We start from the raw sequence: 20,666 nt of genomic DNA, 5'->3' as shown, positions 1-20,666 counted from the left end.
CGTCGTCTGGAGGTCATCGCGATCAATGCCCCGGTGGTGGGGTGAGTGTAGACCGCGCGTAGCCACGCGTACGCCTTCACGCGTTCTTGGCGTTTGTCGGCCCGCTTCCGGTCACCGTCCGATGACGGACCGTCTGATGACGGACCGTCGGGCGGTTTCCCGCCCGTAGGTCTCCGATCGCCGGGCGGTTTCTCGCCCGGTGGTCTGCGATTGCCTGGTGGAACCGTGTCGCCGGGTGGATGTCCGCCCGGGTCATGGAATCGATCCGCCGCGCCGCTCGCGTTACTGTCCGCGTCGGCGTGCCGCCGACGCTCGGCCGCGTAGCGGCTGGGCTCGGCCGCAGGGTCGGCGTCCTGGGTGCCGTGATGACTGTTCGTGCCGCCCTTGTCGCCGGTGGCTGGCTCGGTCGCAGGCTTGCCGGTGGCGGTCGCGTCTTGGTAGCGGACCGCGTCGCGGATCAGGTCGCGGGCGGTGCCCGCGGGAATGGAGCCGTACCCGGGTAGATAGGCCGGTTCGGTCCCTCCGGCCAGCAGGGTCCGGTCGGTGATGACGAGCCGGATATCGACCGGGACCGGCTCCGTGACGCAGGCTTCTCCGGTGACGCGTTCGATGAGGGTGTCGGCCATGATCTGTCCCCGGCTCCGCGGGTCCCCGCGCGCGATCAGACCGGTCGCGTGTTTATACAGCGCCCCGTACGCGGCGATGCCGTGCGTCATCGGTAGTAGCCCGGTCAAGTAGCTCATGCCGTCCGGCGCGGGGCGGAGGGTGACGCGCCGGCCGCGGGCGGCTTTGCGGGCCCGTTCAGCCAGCGCGGCATTGTCTAACTGGAGGGCGTGTTTGTGGGCTTCGCCGGTGAACCGGCGGTTACCCCACCCGGTGACCGCGTCAGTGTCGGCGGCGAGGCGCCGGTCGACTTCGCGTTGGTCGGCTTCGCTCAGGCACGCGATTTCACGGAGGATCAGGCTGGCCCGCCATTCCGACAGCCGGCCCAGTTCCAGGGCCCGCATGGTGTGCGGCAACACGCGTATCAGCGCGACCGCGAGGCCGAGGTGCTGGCCGCCTTTACGGGGCGCGTCGCGGCGGGCGGCGGCGATCTGTTCACCGACACCGCGCCCGAGACGCCGCCGCGGGGTGCCGGCGGCTGCTTGTTGGTCGCGTTGCGAGGCGTGGAAGGAGACCGCGAGTCGGGCTTGCGCGGCCGCGGCGGCGGCTTTGAGTTCTTCCAGGGCCCGGATCTGGTCGATCCGGACCGCGTCACTCATGCTGTCGTCGTGGGTGCCGGCGAGGCTTTCGCGGAACGTGCGCAACGCGATCAGGTCTGGTGCGCGGCCGGACGCGGCGGGCCCGAGTGGGGTCAGGACATCGTCCTGCTCGCCCTCGGGTGCTGCCTGCGTTTCGGTGGTCTCGAGCATGTGTCTAGTCTAGTACTGGTGTACGACACGTCGCGATACTCGAGACCGGCCTGTGGACAGACGAGGCTTTTCGCGGGGCGGGCTGCCCGTGGCCGGGGACCAGACCGGCGTACGGGAGCGACGGACGAGCGGACATTCGCGACGGACGGCGAGATATTCGTGACGGACGGCGAGACATCCGTGACGGACGAGCGCTAGCGGCGAGGGATCAGGACCGTGTAGTCGAAGTCAAGTACGACGGCGGCGTCGTACTTGCCGTCAGCGCCCTTATATGGGTACGACGAGCAGTCCTGGTCTTTGGTTGCAACAGTGCGCACGCGTAGGGCGCCGACGTCCGTGCGGCCGGGTAGTTCGGTCCGCTCGAGGATCTCTGACCACGCATAGACGGTGTCACCGGCGAAGGTCGGGTTGGTATGCGACCCGCCGTTGATCGCGGCGACGTACTGCGCGTTGGCCAACCCGTTGAAGGACAGTGCCCGGGCGAGGCTGATGATGTTGCCGCCGTAGATGAGGCGGCGCCCGTTGCGGCTCTGGCTCTGGGTGTGCTGGTTGAAGTGCACCTTGGCGGTGTTTTGGTAGAGCCGGGTCGCGATCATGTGCTCGGCCTCTTCGATGGTCATACCGTCGATGTGGTCGATTTTCTCCCCGACTTCATAGTCGTCCCAAAGGTACGGCGAACCGGCAAGCGCGGTGTCGTAGGACTGCCCCGAGAGAGTGAACGGCACATTGAGGTCGGCCACGGCTACGGCGCCGGGAAGATCTGGCAGCACAGTCTCCGGTGCGGCGGCCGAAGGATTCTTTTTGTTGACCATGACCCATCGCACGTAGTCGACGACCATTTCGTCGCGCTGGTTGACGCCGATCGTGTTGACATAGACGACCCCGGTCTTGCCGTTGCTGTTCTCTTTCAGCCCGATGATCTTGGAGGTCGCAGTGACGGTGTCACCCGGGTACGCCGGTACGCCGAACTTGCCGCCGGCGTACCCAAGATTCGCGACGGCATTAAGCGAGATGTCTGGCACGGTCTTGCCGAAGACGAGATGGAAAACCAGCAGGGGATCGACGGGCATCGAGTCCATCCCCATTGATTCGGCGAACGTTGTGGCGGAAGTCAACGCGAAGCGGGAGCCATATAGCGCCGTATAGAGGGCGAGGTCGCCTTCGGTGATCGTGCGCGGTGTCGCGTGCGCGATCTGCTGGCCGACGGTGAAGTCTTCGAAATAATTGCCGGGCTGCGTCTTTTCGGTCATGTCCTCGCCTGCTTCGTTCGGTAGGTCCGGCCCAACGGTAGTAAACGGTGCGTTGATCCCGCGCACTGGCTGCACGGGATCAACGCGCCGCAAGTTGTTACAGCTGCGAATCCACGTCGTCCGGGCGCGCGGGCCAGGCCTGCTTGAGCACCTGCGGGTAGTCCTCGCTGACGCGGCCAGGGAAATTGGCTGGGCGTTTCTCGAGGAATGAGGTGACGCCTTCGGCCGCGTCCTTGCCTTTGCCGAGCTCGTAGATCGCGCGGGAGTCGGCACGATGAGCGTCCCACGGGGATGACTCACCGAGCATCGACCACATCAACTGGCTCGATACCGCGACCGAGATCGAAGAGGTGTTCTCGACGATCTCGCGAGCGATCTCCTTAGCGGTGTTGAGGACTTCACCGTCGGGTACGACGCGCGACACCAGCCGGCCGTTGAGTGCCTCGGCCGCGGGGAACACGCGTCCGGTCGAGACCCACTCCATCGCCTGCGAGATGCCGACAATGCGGGGCAGGAACCAGCTGGAACCTGCCTCGGGGGAGATGCCACGGCGGGAGAAGACAAACCCGAACTTCGCCGATTCGGCCGCGATCCTGATGTCCATCGGCAGCGTCATCGTGACACCGATGCCGACCGCTGGGCCGTTGATGGCGCCGATGACCGGCTTGCGGCATGCCGCGATCGTCATGGTCACCGCGCCGCCGCCGTCGCGGGGAATTCCATCGATGGTGCCGAAGTCCTTACGCTCGTCGGAGCGGGTCTTGTCGTTGGCGTCGAAGGTTGCGCCGCCGCGCCCGAGGTCTGCGCCGGCGCAGAAGCCGCGTCCTTCGCCGGTCACGATGACAACACGGACATCGTCGTCAGCGTCGGCCTGCTTGAAGGCAGTGATGAGCTCTCGAGCCATGTCGGTGGTGAAGGCGTTGAGACGGTCAGGACGGTTGAGGGTGATGGTGGCGACGCGGTCTTCGACGTCGTACTTGATCGCGGTGAAATCACTCATTGATTGACCTCCGGATTGGGAAATGTCCATTCATCATGGCGTACGCCGAAGCCGAAGCCGTACGGCACTCACGGATGTGTACCACGAGCCGATGGGCCGACCGTGGCGGCGTGAGATAAGTTGACGAGGAAGCCAACTGGGAGTCAGGGAGTAACTCATGCAAACGAGGATCACCGAACTACTGGGGACCGAGTACCCCATCGTGCAGGGCGGCATGCACTTTGTGGGACTGGCCGAGCTTGCATCCGCCGTCTCTAACGCCGGCGGACTGGGCATCATCACCGCGCTCACTCAGAAGACGCCAGAAGATCTCGCCGCGGAAATCGAACGCTGTCATCAAATGACCGATAAGCCGTTCGGCGTCAACTTGACTTTCCTCCCGACGCTCAACCCGCCGAACTACGAGGCGTACGTCCAGGCTGTCATCGACGGAGGTGTGAAGATCGTCGAGACCGCAGGGAACAACCCGGCGAAGTGGCTGCCGATCCTCAAGGAAAACGACATCAAGGTGATCCACAAGTGCACGTCGGTGCGGCATGCGCTCAAGGCTGAGTCCATCGGCTGTGACGCGGTGAGCGTCGACGGGTTCGAGTGCGGCGGGCATCCTGGCGAGGACGACGTTCCCAACATGATCCTGCTGCCACGCGCGGCCGAGGAGCTCACCGTGCCGTTCCTGGCATCCGGCGGTATGGCAGACGGTCGATCGCTGGCTGCGGCGTTGTCGCTCGGGGCCGACGGCATGAACCTCGGCACCCGATTCATGGCGACGGTCGAGGCGCCTATTCACGACGCGGTTAAGCAGGCCATCGTTGCGGCCACCGAGCTCGACACTCGTCTGGTGATGCGGCCCCTGCGCAACACCGAGCGCGTGCTGACGAACCCCGCCGTCGAGCGGCTGCTGGAGAAGGAGCGGACGCTCGGCAGCGATATCAAGTTCGAGGACATCATCGAGGAGGTTGCCGGCGTCTACCCACGGGTCATGCAAGAAGGCAAGCCGGAGTCGGGCGCATGGTCGTGTGGCATGGTCGCCGGCCTCATCAATGACATCCCGACCTGCAAGGAGCTCATCGACGGGATCATCGAACAGGCTCGCAGCATCGTCAACGATCGCCTCGTCAAGCTCATGGCGTAAGTAGCCGCCTGGAATACCTAGTACGCCACGGCGGTTGCTCCTAGCGTGCGGTTGGCGCACGGCGATCTTCGCGGATGGGAAAACAGACATGGTTGCTGGACTCGGGCAGTACGGCGTGTGGCAGGGCGAATCACTGGTGACGCCGCAGTTGGCGCGCGAACTGGAGCGGCTGGGGTTCGGCACCGTGTGGCTGGGCTCTGCTCATGGCGATCTGAAGGTCGTCGATGAGCTGCTTGAGGCCACGACAACCCTCAAAGTCGCGACCGGCATCGTCAACATTTGGAACGACCCGGCCGACGAAGTAGCGGCGGCGTACACGAGGGTCCAGTCGCGCCATCCCGGTCGGTTCCTGCTCGGGATCGGCGCGGGTCATCGGGAGGCTGTCGGCGCGGCGTACGTCAAGCCTTATCAAGCGGTCGTGGACTATCTCGATGCCCTCGACGCGGCCGGCGTGCCCAAGGACGCGCGGGTGATCGCGGCGCTCGGCCCGAAGATGGTGCGATTGTCGGGTGAGCGGTCTGCAGGAGCGCACCCTTATCTGGTCACCCCCGACCACACAGCGCAGGCCCGCGAGATTCTCGGCACCGGCGTACTTCTGGCACCCGAACAAAAAGTTGTGCTGCAGACCGATCCGGACAAGGCACGGGAGATTGGCCGCCCCCGCGTCGACCGGCCCTACCTACACCTGCGCAACTACGTCAATAACCTGCGCGCATTTGGCTTCGACGACACAGATATAGCCGATGGCGGTAGCGACCGGCTGATCGATGCCCTCGTGGCGCGGGGAGACGCGCGCGCTATCACCGAGCGGCTGAATGAACATCTTGAGGCTGGTGCAGACCATGTGGCTATCCAGTTGCTCACGGCCAAAGGCGACGACCCGATTCCCGGCTATACAGCGCTCGCGGAGGAGCTCTTCGCCTGACGGGCTGGCTATCTCGGCGGGATGCGGGTCTCCCCGCTGGCGAGCACTTGGCGTAGCGCGGATCGGGTTTCTGTCGGGACCTCGCTATACGTTTAGGCATCCGAAGTTTGCTAGCGCGTTGCCCACACGCAGAGGAGGATGATCGCGTGCGCAATGTTGCGGTCGAGGCGGCCCGGTTCCTCGCAATGCACGCCGACCAGCAGATCACACTGCACGACGTGGCCGACCACGTCAGCTACAGCCCATTTCACCTCGCGCGGTCCTTCGAGCGAGTGATTGGCGTACCGCCTGGCCACTACCTCGCATCGCAACGGTTTCAGCGTGCCAAACAGATCCTGCTTACCTGTGACGACTCGGTCCTCGACGTCTGTTACGCGGTCGGCTTTAACTCGGTCGGCACCTTCACGTCGAGGTTTCGGTCGGCGGTCGGCGTAACCCCGACTCAGTTCCGCCGGTTGCCCGACCAGATCGGGTCGCCAGTCCGGCCAATTCGCATTATCGGCCCGGCGGGCCGCGGCGCGGTCGTGTCGGGAGCAATACGCATGTCGTCCGCGGCGGTCGCGCTGGCAGGTGCCCGACCGTCCATCTACGTCGGCCTGTTCGCGCGCCGCGACCCGCGCGGCGTTCCAGTCGCCGGCGCCTTGCTCACCGGTACGACGGACTACGTGCTCACGGGCGTACCTTCGGGGACGTTCTGGGTGTTGGCCTCGGCGCTGTCCACGCATGCAGACAGTCACGCGCAGCTTGTGCCGAAGCAGACTGTCAGTGGAGGTGCTCCGCAGCCGATCCACGCTGGACCCGACAACCTCGCTCATCGACGTGATTTGTTCCTTGATATCGCCGCAGACTGGGCCGCTCCGGTTCTTGTCGCGCTACCGGCGCTCGCGACTGCGGGTGCGCAAGATCGAAGAAGACAAGCCTGACCGCGCCAGTCAGACTGGTTGCACACCACCTACCAGGGAGGCTCACAATGCCTGCACGCGATGCATCTACATCACCGGTCGGCGCTCCGTGCTGGATCGACCTATTCAGCTCCGATCCCGACCGCGCCCAAGACTTCTACGGGACACTATTCGGCTGGACCGGCCAAAGTGCCGGCGAGGACTACGGCGGTTACGTCAACTTCACTAAGGACGGCAAGCAGATTGCCGGGATGATGAAAAATGACGGCAGCGGCGGTCAGCCTGACGGTTGGACCATCTACCTCAGTACGCCGGACGCGGAGTCCACCGCTCAGGCCGCCGCGAGTGCTGGCGGCCAGATTGTCGTACCGGTCATGGTGGTGCCGGATCAGGGTTCGATGGCAGTTGTCGTCGATGCTGGTGGCGCCGCGGTCGGCATCTGGCAGCCCACCGGGCATCCGGGCACCGAGACCCTCGGCGAACCCGGCGTTCCGTGCTGGTTCGAGTTACTTACCCGGGACTACGCCGCGTCGGTCGCCTTCTACGAGCAGGCGTTCGGGTGGACCGTCGATGTCATGAGCGACACCGACGACTTCCGCTACAGCACGCTGACAAAAGGGGATATGCAGTACGCAGGAGTCATGGACGCAGCCAGTTATCTCCCTGAGGGCGTTCCCGCGCACTGGACCGTCTATCTCGGTACGGCGGACGTCGATGCCACGCTCGCTCAGGTCACGAAGCTTGGCGGCACGGTCCTGCAGCCCGCCGAAGACTCTCCGTATGGTCGGGTCGCGCAGGCGGCCGATCCGACCGGCGCAGTGTTTAAGCTCGTCTCTGCGTAACCACCGGCACCCGTGGTCACCGGCAACTCTGTGTGATCACGGGCGTCGCGCTAGCGACTGGGCGTGGCGAACAGGCCAGCGGCGTACTGTGCCGTGGCCTGCTGGGTGGCCTTGTAGTGGATCTTCTTCCCGGTCGCGGTGACCGGCAACGACTCCACGAAGCTGTATGCGCGCGGGCGTTTGTAGTCCGAGAGCATCGAGTGGGCGCGACAGTGTGCATCGCATTCGTCGGCGGTCAATGACCCGTCCGCCGCGACGACGAACGCGACGACTTGCCTGCCCCACTTGGGATCTGGGATGCCGACGACCATCGAGTCGGTGACTTTGGGGTGCTCGTTGAGGGCCTCCTCGACCTGCACCGGATGCACGTTTTCACCGCCGGTGATGATCATGTCGTCCTTGCGTCCGACGATCGTGACGTAGCCATCGGCGTCCCACGTGGCGAGATCGCCGATGTAGAGCCAACCGTCGCGGAACTTCGCCTCTTGCTGCTCCGGGGAGTTCACGTAGCTGAAGCCGCTCTTGGGCGACCGTACGACGACCTCACCCACCTCGGTGTTGTCTCGCTTGGCCCACTCGTCCGGGGGAGCGAAGCCGTCCTCGCGCAGGCGCACCACCGCGACGTCATCGTCGGTGCATGAGCGCCCCGCGGATCCGGCGTGCTCAGGCAAGTCCGTCGGGCGCAGGAACGTGTTCCAGAAAGCTTCGGTCGTGCCGTACCCGTTGAAGATGTTGGGCGTAAGCACCCGCTGGTAACGCAGGGTGGCTTCCCGCTCAAGCGGGGAGCCCATTGTGACGATTCCCTTCAGCGTTGACAGGTCGCGCGGGCTCTTTTCTTGTACGGCGGCCAGCATCGCAAGATTTGTCGGCGCGCCTACTAGAAAGGTGAGGTGGTAGCGCTCGACGTGGTCGAGGCAGGTCGCCGCGTCGAAGGCAGCCAGAGGCACCACGCCCGCGCCAAGGTAGAAGCATGGGTTCGGCCCACCCGAGTAGAGCCCGCCACGGTGAAACCACGGCGTCATGTTGAGAGTGCGGTCATTCGGCGTGAGCGGGAAATGCATGATTACGTCGTGCGCGGTGAAGATCTCGACGAGACTGTTGAGCGCCACGCCCTTGGGCAGACCGGTCGTGCCTGACGTGTACAGCCGAGTCGTCTCGTCGTACGTCGAACGGTTGAGCGGCGGTAGGTCAGCGGTCGATGCCGGCACGTCGTCGAAGCGGATCGCGCCCGGCAGCGGATCCTCCGGGCCGACGCAGACCAGCAGAGGCGGGCGATGTTTGGCGAGCTTGAGTGCTTCAGCGGTCGCCTCGCGCATCGACCCGTCGTACACGAAGGCCGCAGGCTGACTGTCGTCGAGAATGTACGCCGTCTCGCCCGGTGCGAGCCGGTAGTTGATTGGTGAGCCGATCATCCCGGCGGCTTGCGTCGCCAGATAAAGCTGCGCGAACTGCGGACTGTTCATCAGCTGATAGGTGACGACCTGTTCTCGCGCCACACCAGCGCGCAGCAGACCGGTCGCGAGCAGATCGACTTGCCGGCCGAGTTCGGCGTATGTCCACGTCGTGTCACTGATCGGGTCAATGATCGCAAGCGACCGCGCGTAGCGATCTACATTCCGCCGAAACCCCGCTATATAGCTGAATTCCTTCTCGATGAAGTTGCGGAAGATGCTCGGGTCGTACGTCGTCACGCCTGCCCCCAGAACTGTGTATCGGTATTGGACTGATCGTAACGCCGCCATGACCTATCCGGCCATGGTTAACCCGCCGCTCACGCTGAGGACCTGCCCGGTGATGTACGACGCGGCATCCGAGGCAAAGAACGCGACCGCGGCGGCGACTTCCTCGGGCTGGGCGATTCGCCGAAACGGAATTGCCTTCGTCAACGCGGCCTTGAGCTTGGGGTCGAACGATTGGAACAACGGCGTGTCCGTGGGACCGGGGCACACGCAGTTGACCGTGATTTCCGATCGTGCGACTTCGCGCGCGACCGACTTGGTCAATGCAATCACGCCGCCTTTCGCACCCGCATAGATCGTCTCGCCGCTGCTGCCGACCCGTCCGGCATCGCTGGCGACGTTGACGATTCTGCCGCCGCCGGCTGTGATCATGCCGGGCAGAAACTCCTGGCACATGAAGACTGGACCCAGGTAGTTGACGGCTGTGATTTTGCGAGCGAATTCCTCGTCGGCGTCGACGAAACTGCCCATCCGGTCCCACCCGGCCGCGTTGACCAGGATGGTCGGCGTACCGAGATCGGCGGTGACATCTGCACGCAGTCGGCGCACCGACTCAGGCTCGCTGATGTCGACGGTGTATCCGCGCATCCGGTCTGGACTGGTCGCAGTCGTCTCGGCGGCGCCGTCCGCGTCGAGATCGGCTACCGCGACCAGAACGCCGCTGGCCGCGAGCGAGTGCACGATCGCGCGGCCAATCCCTGACGCGCCGCCAGTCACGACCGCGACTTTAGCCGTCATGCGAGTAGGTCCTGGTATTTGCGGCGCCGGCGCGGATCGAGGGAAGAGCGAAGAACAAGCGCGGTTTGACCCGTAACATATTCGTCAAGTGTGTAACGGGATTTGAAGTGCCAGTACTTGAGCGACCACATCTGGGCGAAAATCATCAGGTCGTAAGTGAAGAGGTCGACGTTGACCTCGGTAAGGAGACCTTGGTCGACGGCCGTCTCGACCGCGTCGCGCAACGGCTTACTCGTCTTAAACTCAAGGGTCATGATCTGCTCGCGGCCGGACTGTTCGAGAGTCTTGCCGTCGCGGTAGGTGAGCAGCGCGGCCGCGCGGTTTTCGTCGATGATCTCGCAGTACGCGCGGAAGCCGGCCGCGATTCGGCGGATCGGATCGTCGCCGACATCGTCCATCGCGCGTGGGATCCGGTCGGCGAATGAGTCGAGTACGTCGACGATGACCCCGAGCAGGATCTCCTGCTTGCCGGCGAAGTAGCGGTAAATGAGCCCGACGCTCATTTCTGCTTCGTCGGCGATCGACTGCATCGACACTCGGTGAAACCCGTCGCGAACCATGAGCTTTGCGGCCGCGCCGAGAATCTGACGCATTCGCCATTCGGCCCGAGCCGCCTGGACGGCATCCGGCCCGGACTCTAATTCGGCTCCCGCGGGGATTGTCACATTTACTCCTTGACATCGAAGGGTGCGGAATGAATACTCATTCATTGTGAATGATGCTTCATTCATTATGCACCGCAAGGCGCGCACTTACCGGACATTTGAGAATTCGTTTCCGGGGGGAAACGGTAGGTCGCGCGATGGGTGCAGGGGGAACACAGGTCAGTGATGCGGCCTCGACGCAAAGGGGGAGCGGCAGTGCTGCTAGCGCAGCCGCATCACCGACGTTCCTACCGCTCTCTCGTGGGGTTGAGACTGACGCTGGTGCAGGTCTGCTCGATCGCAGCCCAGCTGTAGGTCATCGGGATCAGCTCGCAGCGGGACCATTTGTCATGCTGGTCGAGGTAGTGCGGGCTACGGGGGTCACCCGAAACACCGCTCAGGACTATCCAGGTCGAGTTGTCCCAGTCGCCGACGTCGAATACGTAGCGTGCGACCGCACCGGTCACGCCGTGGAACGCCGCTGTCGAGGAGCATCCGTTGGCCCAGACCGTGTCATTGTCACCGCCGATCGGTGCGCCTTGCGGACTGAGGTCGGCGTCTGGGAAGACCGCGGCGAGGGGGTGGGTCAGCGCGGCGCGGTGGTCTTCTTTCCACGGGGCCGGGTCGGACTCGGCAGCGGTACGCCGCACCGATTCGGTCAGGGCTTGCGACCAGTCCCAGCCGCCGAGCAGCGAAACGTCATCTGCGCGCAGAAGGTTGGGCAGCGACCACCATAGTTGGTCGACTGGGGATACCCCCGGCGGCGTCTTGGTGAGCGACGTACCGACGACGGCTCCGAGTCCGGAACGTTCAAGCACGATCGCGGCAAGATGGCGGCGTACATGCGCGTAGAGCGTCGCGGCAACCGACTCACCGTCCATCCGGCAGTCCCACGACGCGATCGCTGAGACGACCTTCCGCAACGCTGCGTCGTCTGGGTTCAACGACTTCAGCTTTGATTGAATCAGCAGTGCCGGGATGCTGAGCGAGTCGTGATGGATGGGGGACATGTCCTCCAGCGTCGCTCGCGGCAGGCCGTCGAGCAGGGACTCGATCCGGCGCACGCGGTTCGGCGGATGGCTGTCCGTCGTGAAGTAGTCGCCGCTGGTCGTTGCGCGGTCCACGACCCTGTTGTTGGCCGTCGCGATATAGCCGCGCGGCGGATCGTCGACTCGCGGCATCGCCTCCCATGGGATGGTGCCGTCCCATTCGTATTCGCCGGTCCAGCCCGGCACCGGGAGCCAGCCGTTCGTAGCGGGACGGCGCGGAATGATCGCGCGCACGAGGTGGCCAATGTGGCCGTCGGTGTCAGCGGCGACCAGATTGTGGTCATACAGGCCCCAGCCCTTAGTCGCGGTGAAGAGCTCGTCGCAGGTCTTCGCGGTGAGCATAGGGAGCAGGCAGTCCAGGGACCGGTCGAGTGGGTCGATCTGGATCGACTTGAGAGTCAGCGCGGTGCCACCCGACACGTCGCCGGCCACGACTGCCCCGTGCCGAGTGCGCACGATGTCGACCGCCACGTCGCTCTGCCCGCGGACCGCGATGGTCTCGGTGGACGTCTCGGCCGGCAGCCATTCGTCCTTGTAGAGGTACATCGTCGAGTCGTCGGACTTGAACTTCTCGACGTAGAAGTCCTGGAAGTCCGCGAACGCGATCGTGACGCCCCACGCCACCTTGCCGTTGTGCGCGAAGTGCGGGAATCCCGGCACCCCGGGAACAGTGAGACCGATGGTGTCGAACTCGTCCGACGCGAGATGCATTTGGTAGTACATGCTTGGCATCTCAAACACGCGGTGCGGGTCACCGGCGAGGATCGGGCGGCCGGACGCGGTTCGCTCACCGGACACCGACCAGTTGTTGCTGCCACCCCCGGTCGCGTCGGGAGCGAAGTAGTGAGCCATGGCGTCGATCGCGGGGCGGAGCTCCTTCAGGGAAGCGATCCAGTGATCTGTCTCGGCGCCGGGTGGAACCAGAAGTCGTTCTTTACCGCCGTCGTCCCATCGCAGCTTCGTGATGTCTTCCGGTGAGAGTACGGCGAGCGCCGCGGCGCGCCAGAGCTTGAAGGCGGGTGTTCCGATAAGGAAGCCGCGCTGTCGCATCGCCGCGACGCAGTGCCAACCCTCCCACGGCTCGACCTCCTCACCGAGCAGCTGATATTCCAGCGGCAGCGGGTCACCCTGAGCGAGGTAGGCGTTGACGCCGTCGGCGTACGCATCGACCATCGTCCGCGCATCGCCTCCAAGTGCCTCGTAGTCGCGTTTCGAGGCGGCGGTCGCCCCGAGGCGTCGGGCGATCTTGTCTGCCTCGATCCCGGCCGGGCCGACCCATTCAGACCATCGGCCCTGCATCTGGCGGCGCGCCGAGTCCATCAGCCACATTCGGTCCTGCGCGTGGACAAAGCCCTGCGCGATAAACGCGTCCTTCATCGACCCGGTCTTGATGTGCGCGATCGCGTAGTCGTCGCGGTGAACGGTGACCGGACCGGTCAATGCATCAACAGCAAAACTGCTGGCGGGGCCGTGCGACATTGGGTCCTCCATAGGTTGTTAGCCGAGTCCGCGATGAGTCTCGCTGGCCCCGACCGCCGCCACAAGATCCTCGCGGGCCCGCGCGACTCGCGAGCGGATCGTCCCGATGGGGCAGCGGCATACCTCGGCGGCTTCGGCGTACGACGCTCCGAGGACCTGAGTGAGAACGAAGGCCTCCTTACGTTCGGGTTCCAGCCTGTCGACCAGGTCGCGCAGCGCGGCGTAGGTCGTGAAGTCGCCCGCTAGGGTTTCGGCCCGGTCAGGTTCGGGCGCGATGTCGGGGCGACGGATGAGCGCAGGCGCGCGACGTTGCTCGCGGACGTGGTCGGCGCACACCCTGCGCGCGATGGACAACAGCCACGTCTTCGCCGACGACCGCGCGGCAAACGTCGGCAGGCTGCGAAAGGCGCGCAAGTAGGACTCTTGGGTCAGATCGTCCGCCGCCCAGTGGTTTCCGAGGTGGGCACAGAGCCGCCACACGCTGGTCTGGGTCGCGCGCACGAACATACCCATCGCGTGATCGTCACCATTGGCAGCGGCGAGTGCCCAGCGCGTGATGTCGTCGGCGGTGGGCTCGGCGGACATGAGGCGGATCACTCCCAGGGAGGCGGTCGGGCGGAACTAACAGGGCGACCCGAGCGACTAGTACGTCGTGAAGAAGCATTCCAGCAACGCGTACGGCGCTGTGCGATCACTCGTGTCGTGCACCAAGTATCGCGAATCGATTTCGGCCCGGTTCGACGGGGAGTCGACCGTCGTCGGAGATCGCGAGATCGAGCAGCACCTCGACACCTGCGCCGACTGCGCCGCGTGGTCACAGACCGCGCGCACTCTTGTCGCACCGATGCGGATGATGCCGGCGCCGACCGGCAATCTGACCGAGTCCATCCTGCGCGCGGTCAGTGCGACGAGGGCACACCCGCCATTCGCGGCATTGGTCGCGCGGTGCGGTCTGCTTGCGATCGCGCTCATCCAAGCGGCTGTGGCGCTGCCGATGCTGCTGACCGGCGCAGACTCGATGCACGCTCCGGAACATATTGCGCACGAGTCCGGTGCATGGAATCTCGCCCTGGCCGCCGCCTTTCTGACGGTGGTGATCCGGCCGCGATTCGCTTCGGCGTTCCTACCGATGGTCGGCGTACTTGTCGTCGTGCTGAGTGTCGTGTGCGCCTCTGACCTGGCCACCGGTCATGTGACCGTGGCTCGGGTCCTCACACACGTGATGATGTTGGGTGGTCTCGGACTGCTGGCCACGCTGTCTCTTATCGGCAAGCCGCGCCCGAAGTGGCGGCTGCACAGGGGCGCGGTCAAGCGGGTGACTTCGCACTAGTGACCAGCACACTTGTCGGTTCGGGGCCGGCCATGACCAAGGTTTGGCGCGCGCCGTCGTTCTGGCGGCGAACGCTCGCCGCCGTACTGCTGATGTTCGTCGGTGGGCTCCTTGCCGCGACGCCGGCGTCGGCGCACGCGCTGCTGGAGCAGTCCAACCCGACAAATGGCGAGGTGTTGCCGAAGGCGCCGAACCAGGTCGAGTTCGACTTCTCCGAAAATGTATCCCTGAGCCTCGGTTACGTCCGTGTCGTGGACACCAAGGGCAATCGGGTCGACGACGGTAAGACCAGCAATCCCGGTGGCGATGGCTCGAAGGTTGCGATCGGGCTACCGTCCGGTCTGCCCGATGGTGGCTATATCGCCAGTTATCGGGTGATTTCCGCCGATTCACATCCGGTATCGGGAGCGATTTCGTTTGCCGTTGGCACCGGGGCGGCGCCCAACATTGACAGTGCCGGCACGCAAACGTCCGCGGCGTCGTCCGACCCGGTGGTCGCTATTGCCTATCCGGTCGTGCGGTGGCTCGGTTATCTAGGGTTCTCTCTGCTTGTCGGGGTGATCGCCTTCGCTGGTTTCGTGCACCGGCCGTTGCGTCGCGACAAGCGCATTCGGCGCATCGGGTGGATCGGATTCGATATTGCGATCGGTAGCACGGTGCTTGGCGTGCTGTTGCAAGGCGTATACGGCGCCGGCCGCGGTCTCGGCTCGCTGTTCGACTACAGCCTGATCGCCGCCACACTCGAGACCAACCTCGGACGGATGTACGCGCTTCGGTTAGTCGTACTGGGGTTCCTAGGAGTGCTGCTATGGGAGTGGCTCAGTGCCCGCGTCGTGGCACGCTGGCTGACGTATACAGCTACCGGGTTGGCCGTGTGCATGGCCGCCACGATCTCCGGCGGTGGTCACGCGAGTTCCCAGGGGTTCTCGCCGGTCATGCTCGGAGCAGACATGCTGCACCTGCTGGCGATGGGCATGTGGATCGGCGGCCTGGTGATCGTGCTGGCAGTGGTTATCCCACGCGTCGACGACGAGGACATGCCGCAGGTGGTGGGAGAGTTCTCAAACCTCGCGCTGCTGAGTGTCATCGTGATCATCGTGACCGGTGCATTCCAGGCGCTTGTCCAGGTCGGCTCGTTCGGTGCGTTGTTCAGTACGACGTATGGCTGGCTCGTCGTCGCCAAGATCGTTGGCCTGCTGATACTGGTCGTACTCGCCTACGGGAGCCGGTCGTGGGTAAACAACCGGGTCGCGGCGCAGACCGAAGACGTGCCGGTGCCCACCCGCGCGAAGTTGCGGAACAGGATTATCGCCGAAGTCGTGGTGGCCGCGGCCGTGATCGGAGTGGCGGCCGTACTCGTGTCAGAGCCGCCGGCGAAGGATGTGTACGCCGCACCGGCCAACACCACCGTCACATTCTCGAACGGATCGACGGCGCAGGTCACCGTCGATCCCGACCGTGCGGGTCAGAATGCCTTGCATATCTACGTCTTTGACAAGAACGGCGCGATCCAGAACGTGCCGAAGGTGACGACGACGATCGAGCAGAAGGCGGCGAAGGTGGGGCCGCTCGAGGTGCCGCTCACCAAGGCTGGCACTGGACATTTCTTGACGTCACGTCAGAACTTCCCCATTAAAGGCGACTGGACGATCACCATCACCCTCAACCTCGGTGAGTTCGACCAGTACGTCGCAAGCACCGTCGTAACAGTCGGTTGACCCAGATGAAAGGCATACATACATGAGGAAAAAGTTCAGTCTCCGCGCGCTAACAGTGTTGCTAGCGACGGCCGCGGCGGTGATGGCCGGTGCAGGAGCGGCCTTCGCGCACGTCACGGTCAGCAGTCCCAACGCCGCGAAGGGTGGGTATGCGACGGTAGCGGTCAAGGTTCCGACCGAAAGTGACACCGCCTCCACGGTGGGCATCAAACTGCAGTTGCCCACGGACGCGCCATTCAAGTCGGTGACCATCCAGCCGAAGGCCGGATGGACTTACTCCGTGGACAAGAGTGGCGACACGGTCAGCGCAATCACGTGGACCGCTACTGGTGATGGAATCAAGCCGGGCGAGTTCGACACATTCAACATCTCGGTCGGTCCACTGCCTACGGACAAGGACTCCGTTACGTTCAAAGCCATCCAGACCTACTCCGATGGCACGACTGTCAACTGGGTCGAGGAAGCGAGTGGCTCGACCGAACCAGAGCACCCCGCGCCCGCACTGACACTCTCCTCGGCGCCAGCTACGTCCGCGCATGGCGCGTCGGCTAGCAGCGCGCCCGCCACTAGCGCATCCGCTGACAGCGTCGACGGACTCGGGGTCACTGGCGTCATTCTCGGCGGAGTTGGTCTGCTCGCAGGAGTCGCGGCGCTCGTGCTGGTGCTCACCAGTCGCAAGCGCACGGCCGAGCGCTAACTAGCGACACAACTTGACCCGCAACAACACCTAGGAAGCAGCACATGACATCACCAACCGGTACGACCCGGCGCGGATTGCCGATGCGCCTGGTCGTACCGGTGTTCGCGATCGCGCTGGGTATCTTCGCCTTTGTTAAAGGATTCGATAGCCCGCCGAAACCCGCGGCCGCGCCAGTCGTACCAGCGAGCGCCACGAGGGCCGGAGACATTGCGGTGTACGGCGCGTACGTGCGGGAGCCGGCGTCGCCTCAGACCGCCGCGGCGTACCTCGTAATTACCAACGTGGGGAGCAAAACCGACACGCTCTCCTCAGTCTCGAGCGGCGCCTCGGCGACCGCGATGCTGCACGATGTCAACACATCAGGCTCGACAACGGCCGCGCCATCCAACGCCGAGCAAGCGGAGGGGGCAGAGACCATGACCGCCACTCCAAACGTGCCCATTAAGCCTGGCCAGACCATCACCCTCAAGCCGGGTGCAGGCCACATCATGTTGGAGGGTCTGATCGGCCCGATCGTGCCTGGCCAAACCGTCAACTTGTTGCTCAACTTCAACCGTGCCGGTGGCGTAGTGGTTGTGGCTCCAGTGATCGCTATCGGCGCGACACCGCCAAAGTACTGAGCCGCCGAGGTAATGAACAACAGGAGTACTGAGAGAATGATTTCCATGTCACGTCACCACTCCCGGGTTATCGCACTGTTCGCGACGCTGTTCCTTGCGCTTGGGCTGAGCGCGTGTGCGGCACCGGACTCCGGCGCGCCGTCCGACGTGACGCAGGTCGGCGGCGCTAAGTCGAAATTCGACGGGCTCGAGTTCCAAACCCCTCACGAGCGCCCGCATTTCACGCTGACCGACCAGACCGGCCAGCCGTACGACTTCTACGCTAAGACCGAAGGCATCCCGACGATTCTGTACTTCGGCTACACGCTGTGCCCCGATGTGTGCCCGCTCATCCTGGGATCGCTCGCTGACGCGCTTAACCAGGTGAAAGACAAGTATCCCGAGATCCAGGTCGTCTTTGTCACGACCGATCCCGCTAACGACACGTCGCCGGTGCTCGCGGCGTACCTCGCTCATTTCGACAGCCAACTCCCAGTGAAGTTCGTTGGTCTGACCGGAGACCTGCCGTCCGTCGAGGCCGCCCAGAAGGCCGCCGGTGTGGAAGTTGCGGAGGACAACGGCAAGACACACTCGACACTCGCGACCTTCTATGGCAGTAGCGATGTCGCGCACGTGGCGTGGCTAGCGGACACCACCAGCGACGACATCGTGCACGACATCCCACTCGCGGCTAAGTAGCGGCAGGCATGCGTCGTAGGTCGTGGTGGCGCGCCGTTGCCTCACTCGTGGTGGCGACGATCGCCTGTGTCGTCAGCTTCCTCGGCAACCCGGCTGCGGCGGAGGCACACTTCGGCGGTGCCCGGCCCTCGAACTACCACAGCTACATCGTTTCAATCAGCCCGAAGATGCCAGCGCTGTCGATTAAGACAGTCGAACAAGGCGACCGGGTCGAGGTGTCGAATCCCACCCCGACGCCCCTCGTTGTCTATGGCTACTCGCACCAGGAGCCTGGGCCCAAGGATCAGTATCTCAAGATCAGTAGAGATGGTGTCTGGGTCAACACCAAGTCCCCGGCGTACTACCTGAACCGGACGCTGCTTGGCACCTCCACACCACCTGACGGTGCGACCGACGTCGACGCGAAGCCGGTGTGGAAGAAAGTCAGCGACCAGAGCACCTATCGGTGGCACGATCACCGGGCGCACTGGATGAGCACCGATTTGCCGCCTCAGGTGCAGGCCGCGCCGGACGTGCACCACCAGATCTTTCCGGGCAATGATCTCTATTTCAAATACGGCGATACCAACTTCACGGTCGTCGTCGCGATGGACTGGGTCCCGGAGAACTCGGCGCCGTGGTGGATCGTCGTGGTGGTCGCATTCGCTGCTGCTGCGCTCGTTGGAATCGTGCGGTCCTGGCGCGCCCTGGCAGTCGGCGCAGTCGGCCTGTTGGCAATCGCGGAGGTCGGACACATCGCAGTTTCGCCTTATCCTCAGGACCCGGCACTGGGGAGCTTCTCATTCTCCCTGGCCTCGGCGCTGGTCCCGGGGATTGCGATTGTCGGCCTGTGTGCGCTTTCGGTCCGGTCGGTCGCACGACGGCACTCCTCGGCGTATTTCCTGCTCGGTGCGGCCGGTGCGTTGGCCGCGATCCAGGGCTCGTCGGATATCAGTGTCATCTGGAGTTCGCAGTTGCCGCAGACGGGCCCGGCCTGGCTCGCACGCGTCCTGATCGGGTTGGTCATCGGGCTTGGTGCGGGGCTACTGGTCGCGGCGCTCCTGCTGGGGCGCCGCGACAAGCGGGCCGCCCGTTCTTCCAACGACGGGGGAACGGCCGACGGCACATCACGGCGGACACCAGATATCGCGAGCGACAAAGAGTTCACCGAGATGGCCGAGCAGATCAGGCGGCCGCGATCCAGGGTGGATTCCGAGGGCGGCTAGGGGACCCCATCGCGTGGCGTCGCGCAAAACACGTGTAGTCTGATGCACCGGTCCACGGTGGACGAATTACTCCTCCGGTGATCACCCGTAAGGGGCTATGGCGCAGCTGGTAGCGCACCACACTGGCAGTGTGGGGGTCAGGGGTTCGAGTCCCCTTAGCTCCACTCGAGAACAATTGAGACAGTCCTCGTATTGAAGAACCCGTCCGGGCAACCGGGCGGGTTCTTTACATTCGGCTAAGCAACCGGATAACTTCGAAGCCGAACACAGGCAGTCGACCTTGAGGAATGCGCGTGCACGAGATCCGGATCAGCGCGAGTGCCAAGACGCGGCAGATGCGCACGAAGGGCAAAGAGTTCGCATTCGAGCAGATCGACCTCGCTCGCACGGCGCATCTGATCATCGACATGCAGAACGGCTTCCTCGAACCGGGCGCGCCGATTGAGGTGCCGGTCGCTCGAGACATCGTCGACAACGTCAATGCCATCAGCGCGGCGGTGCGAGATGCGGGCGGCCTTAACGTGTTTTTCCGCTTTACGGTCGACCCAGCCGACGGCTGGTCGGTCTACTTGACTAGCTTCGGCGGCGAGAACTGTCGTGACGGTGCGCAGCTGGCGTTCCGCCCCGGCGGGCACCATCATGCCGTGTATCCGGGAATCGACGTTTGCGACGGTGACGTCGTCATGAACAAGACCCGCTTCAGTGCCTTTACCGCGGGGTCGTCCCCGATTGCCGAACTCTTGGCCAAGCGGGGCATCGACACGGTGATCATTACCGGCACATTGACCAACTGCTGCTGCGAATCGACGGCGCGGGACGCGAACCAGTTGAATTTCAAGGTCATCTTCATTAGCGATGGGACTGCCGCGGTATCGGATGACGATCACAACGCCGCGCTCAACAGCCTTGCGCCGGTATTCGCCGACGTGACGACGACTCGGCGGGCGCTCAGGCTTATCTCTAACCCGCTGACCAGCGCAAACTAGGCAGGCAACGCTAGATGGGGACCCCCCTGACAGACTCTCCACGAGGCGTGTAAAGTTTCATCTCGCGCCTCCGACGGAAGCGCAAAGCAAGACAACAGCAACACACAAGCAAAACCACAACCGAACAGACTTGATCCAGACCCCCGGGTTTGACCGTCAATAATGGTTCTGGTAAGGTTTTGCAGGTTGCCCCCTGTGACTGCCGAGAGGCTGGTAGTGGGGGTGCGTCCGAACCTTGAGAACTCAACAGCGTACTTGAAAGTCAGTGCCAAATTATTTAACCCCTGGTGCTGGACCTGTTTTCTTGTTGTGCCTCC

18 protein-coding genes, 1 tRNA gene and 1 pseudogene are annotated in these 20,666 nt (G+C 64.1%); 12 read left to right on the top strand and 8 right to left on the bottom strand.

Annotated elements, in window-relative coordinates:
* The 3 genes and pseudogenes from CLV47_RS21425 to CLV47_RS21415 form a co-directional block, all read right to left on the bottom strand.
* Positions 1–1,412 (bottom strand): annotated as a pseudogene (locus CLV47_RS21425) (DUF222 domain-containing protein); the annotation flags it as partial.
* Between the two features lie 194 nt (positions 1,413–1,606).
* The gene (locus CLV47_RS21420) at positions 1,607–2,662 is read right to left on the bottom strand and encodes a MaoC family dehydratase (RefSeq protein WP_106351168.1); all 1,056 of its coding nucleotides are present in this window, start codon (positions 2,660–2,662) and stop codon (positions 1,607–1,609) included.
* 97 nt (positions 2,663–2,759) lie between these two features.
* Complete coding sequence (locus CLV47_RS21415; protein WP_106351164.1) at positions 2,760–3,662, bottom strand: crotonase/enoyl-CoA hydratase family protein; 903 nt, start codon at positions 3,660–3,662, stop codon at positions 2,760–2,762.
* A 157-nt stretch (positions 3,663–3,819) separates the two neighbouring features.
* On the opposite strand from CLV47_RS21415, the gene CLV47_RS21410 reads away from it, so the two are divergent.
* From CLV47_RS21410 to CLV47_RS21395, 4 genes are all read left to right on the top strand, one after another.
* Positions 3,820–4,794, top strand: coding sequence for an NAD(P)H-dependent flavin oxidoreductase (locus CLV47_RS21410; protein ID WP_106351163.1), 975 nt, complete (start codon positions 3,820–3,822; stop codon positions 4,792–4,794).
* 88 nt (positions 4,795–4,882) lie between these two features.
* Positions 4,883–5,719 carry an LLM class F420-dependent oxidoreductase gene (locus CLV47_RS21405; RefSeq protein WP_106351162.1) on the top strand — a complete coding sequence of 279 codons (837 nt, stop codon included), beginning with the start codon at positions 4,883–4,885 and terminating at the stop codon, positions 5,717–5,719.
* 146 nt (positions 5,720–5,865) lie between these two features.
* Entirely contained in the window at positions 5,866–6,642 is a 777-nt protein-coding gene (locus CLV47_RS21400; RefSeq protein ID WP_106351161.1) for a helix-turn-helix transcriptional regulator, read from the top strand.
* Positions 6,643–6,689: 47 nt separating this feature from the next.
* Entirely contained in the window at positions 6,690–7,463 is a 774-nt protein-coding gene (locus CLV47_RS21395; protein ID WP_106351160.1) for a VOC family protein, read from the top strand.
* A gap of 50 nt (positions 7,464–7,513) precedes the next feature.
* Here the strand turns inward: CLV47_RS21395 and CLV47_RS21390 are convergent, their stop codons facing one another.
* From CLV47_RS21390 to CLV47_RS21370, 5 genes are all read right to left on the bottom strand, one after another.
* A complete protein-coding gene (locus CLV47_RS21390) occupies positions 7,514–9,154 on the bottom strand; it encodes a class I adenylate-forming enzyme family protein (RefSeq protein WP_238145584.1) in 1,641 nt (546 codons plus the stop codon).
* Between the two features lie 54 nt (positions 9,155–9,208).
* Entirely contained in the window at positions 9,209–9,940 is a 732-nt protein-coding gene (locus CLV47_RS21385) for an SDR family NAD(P)-dependent oxidoreductase (RefSeq protein ID WP_106351158.1), read from the bottom strand.
* Positions 9,937–10,605, bottom strand: a complete 669-nt coding sequence (locus CLV47_RS21380) for a TetR/AcrR family transcriptional regulator (protein WP_202862737.1) — start codon at positions 10,603–10,605, stop codon at positions 9,937–9,939. The genes CLV47_RS21385 and CLV47_RS21380 overlap by 4 nt, the downstream gene beginning before the upstream one ends.
* Positions 10,606–10,832: 227 nt before the next feature.
* Positions 10,833–13,112, bottom strand: coding sequence for a penicillin acylase family protein (locus CLV47_RS21375; protein ID WP_170111198.1), 2,280 nt, complete (start codon positions 13,110–13,112; stop codon positions 10,833–10,835).
* Between the two features lie 18 nt (positions 13,113–13,130).
* Positions 13,131–13,697 (bottom strand): sigma-70 family RNA polymerase sigma factor, encoded by a 567-nt coding sequence (locus CLV47_RS21370; RefSeq protein WP_106351167.1) that lies wholly within the window; start codon positions 13,695–13,697, stop codon positions 13,131–13,133.
* A 67-nt stretch (positions 13,698–13,764) separates the two neighbouring features.
* Here CLV47_RS21370 and CLV47_RS21365 point away from each other — a divergent pair, with 67 nt between their 5' ends.
* The 8 genes from CLV47_RS21365 to CLV47_RS21330 all read left to right on the top strand — a co-directional run bounded on the left by CLV47_RS21365 (position 13,765) and on the right by CLV47_RS21330 (position 20,349).
* A complete protein-coding gene (locus tag CLV47_RS21365; RefSeq protein WP_106351155.1) occupies positions 13,765–14,442 on the top strand; it encodes a zf-HC2 domain-containing protein in 678 nt (225 codons plus the stop codon).
* Positions 14,442–16,160 (top strand): copper resistance CopC/CopD family protein, encoded by a 1,719-nt coding sequence (locus CLV47_RS21360; RefSeq protein ID WP_106351154.1) that lies wholly within the window; start codon positions 14,442–14,444, stop codon positions 16,158–16,160. Before CLV47_RS21365 ends, CLV47_RS21360 begins: the two co-directional genes overlap by 1 nt.
* Positions 16,161–16,182: 22 nt before the next feature.
* Complete coding sequence (locus CLV47_RS21355) at positions 16,183–16,857, top strand: YcnI family protein (RefSeq protein WP_106351153.1); 675 nt, start codon at positions 16,183–16,185, stop codon at positions 16,855–16,857.
* A gap of 44 nt (positions 16,858–16,901) precedes the next feature.
* A complete protein-coding gene (locus CLV47_RS21350) occupies positions 16,902–17,480 on the top strand; it encodes a copper chaperone PCu(A)C (protein WP_106351152.1) in 579 nt (192 codons plus the stop codon).
* 45 nt (positions 17,481–17,525) lie between these two features.
* On the top strand, positions 17,526–18,158 hold the full coding sequence (locus tag CLV47_RS21345) for an SCO family protein (RefSeq protein WP_170111197.1): 633 nt from the start codon (positions 17,526–17,528) through the stop codon (positions 18,156–18,158).
* 8 nt (positions 18,159–18,166) lie between these two features.
* On the top strand, positions 18,167–19,363 hold the full coding sequence (locus CLV47_RS21340; protein ID WP_146135488.1) for a hypothetical protein: 1,197 nt from the start codon (positions 18,167–18,169) through the stop codon (positions 19,361–19,363).
* Positions 19,364–19,454: 91 nt separating this feature from the next.
* Positions 19,455–19,527: transfer RNA gene (locus CLV47_RS21335), tRNA-Ala, on the top strand.
* Positions 19,528–19,656: 129 nt separating this feature from the next.
* Positions 19,657–20,349: a cysteine hydrolase family protein gene (locus CLV47_RS21330; protein ID WP_202862736.1), complete on the top strand. Its 693-nt coding sequence runs from the start codon at positions 19,657–19,659 to the stop codon at positions 20,347–20,349.
* Positions 20,350–20,666 lie beyond the last annotated feature (317 nt).

The organism is Antricoccus suffuscus (assembly GCF_003003235.1).
GTDB classification, from domain to species: domain Bacteria; phylum Actinomycetota; class Actinomycetes; order Mycobacteriales; family Antricoccaceae; genus Antricoccus; species Antricoccus suffuscus.
Note: the sequence above shows the minus strand (reverse complement) of the source record. Positions and strands in the feature narration are given on the sequence as shown.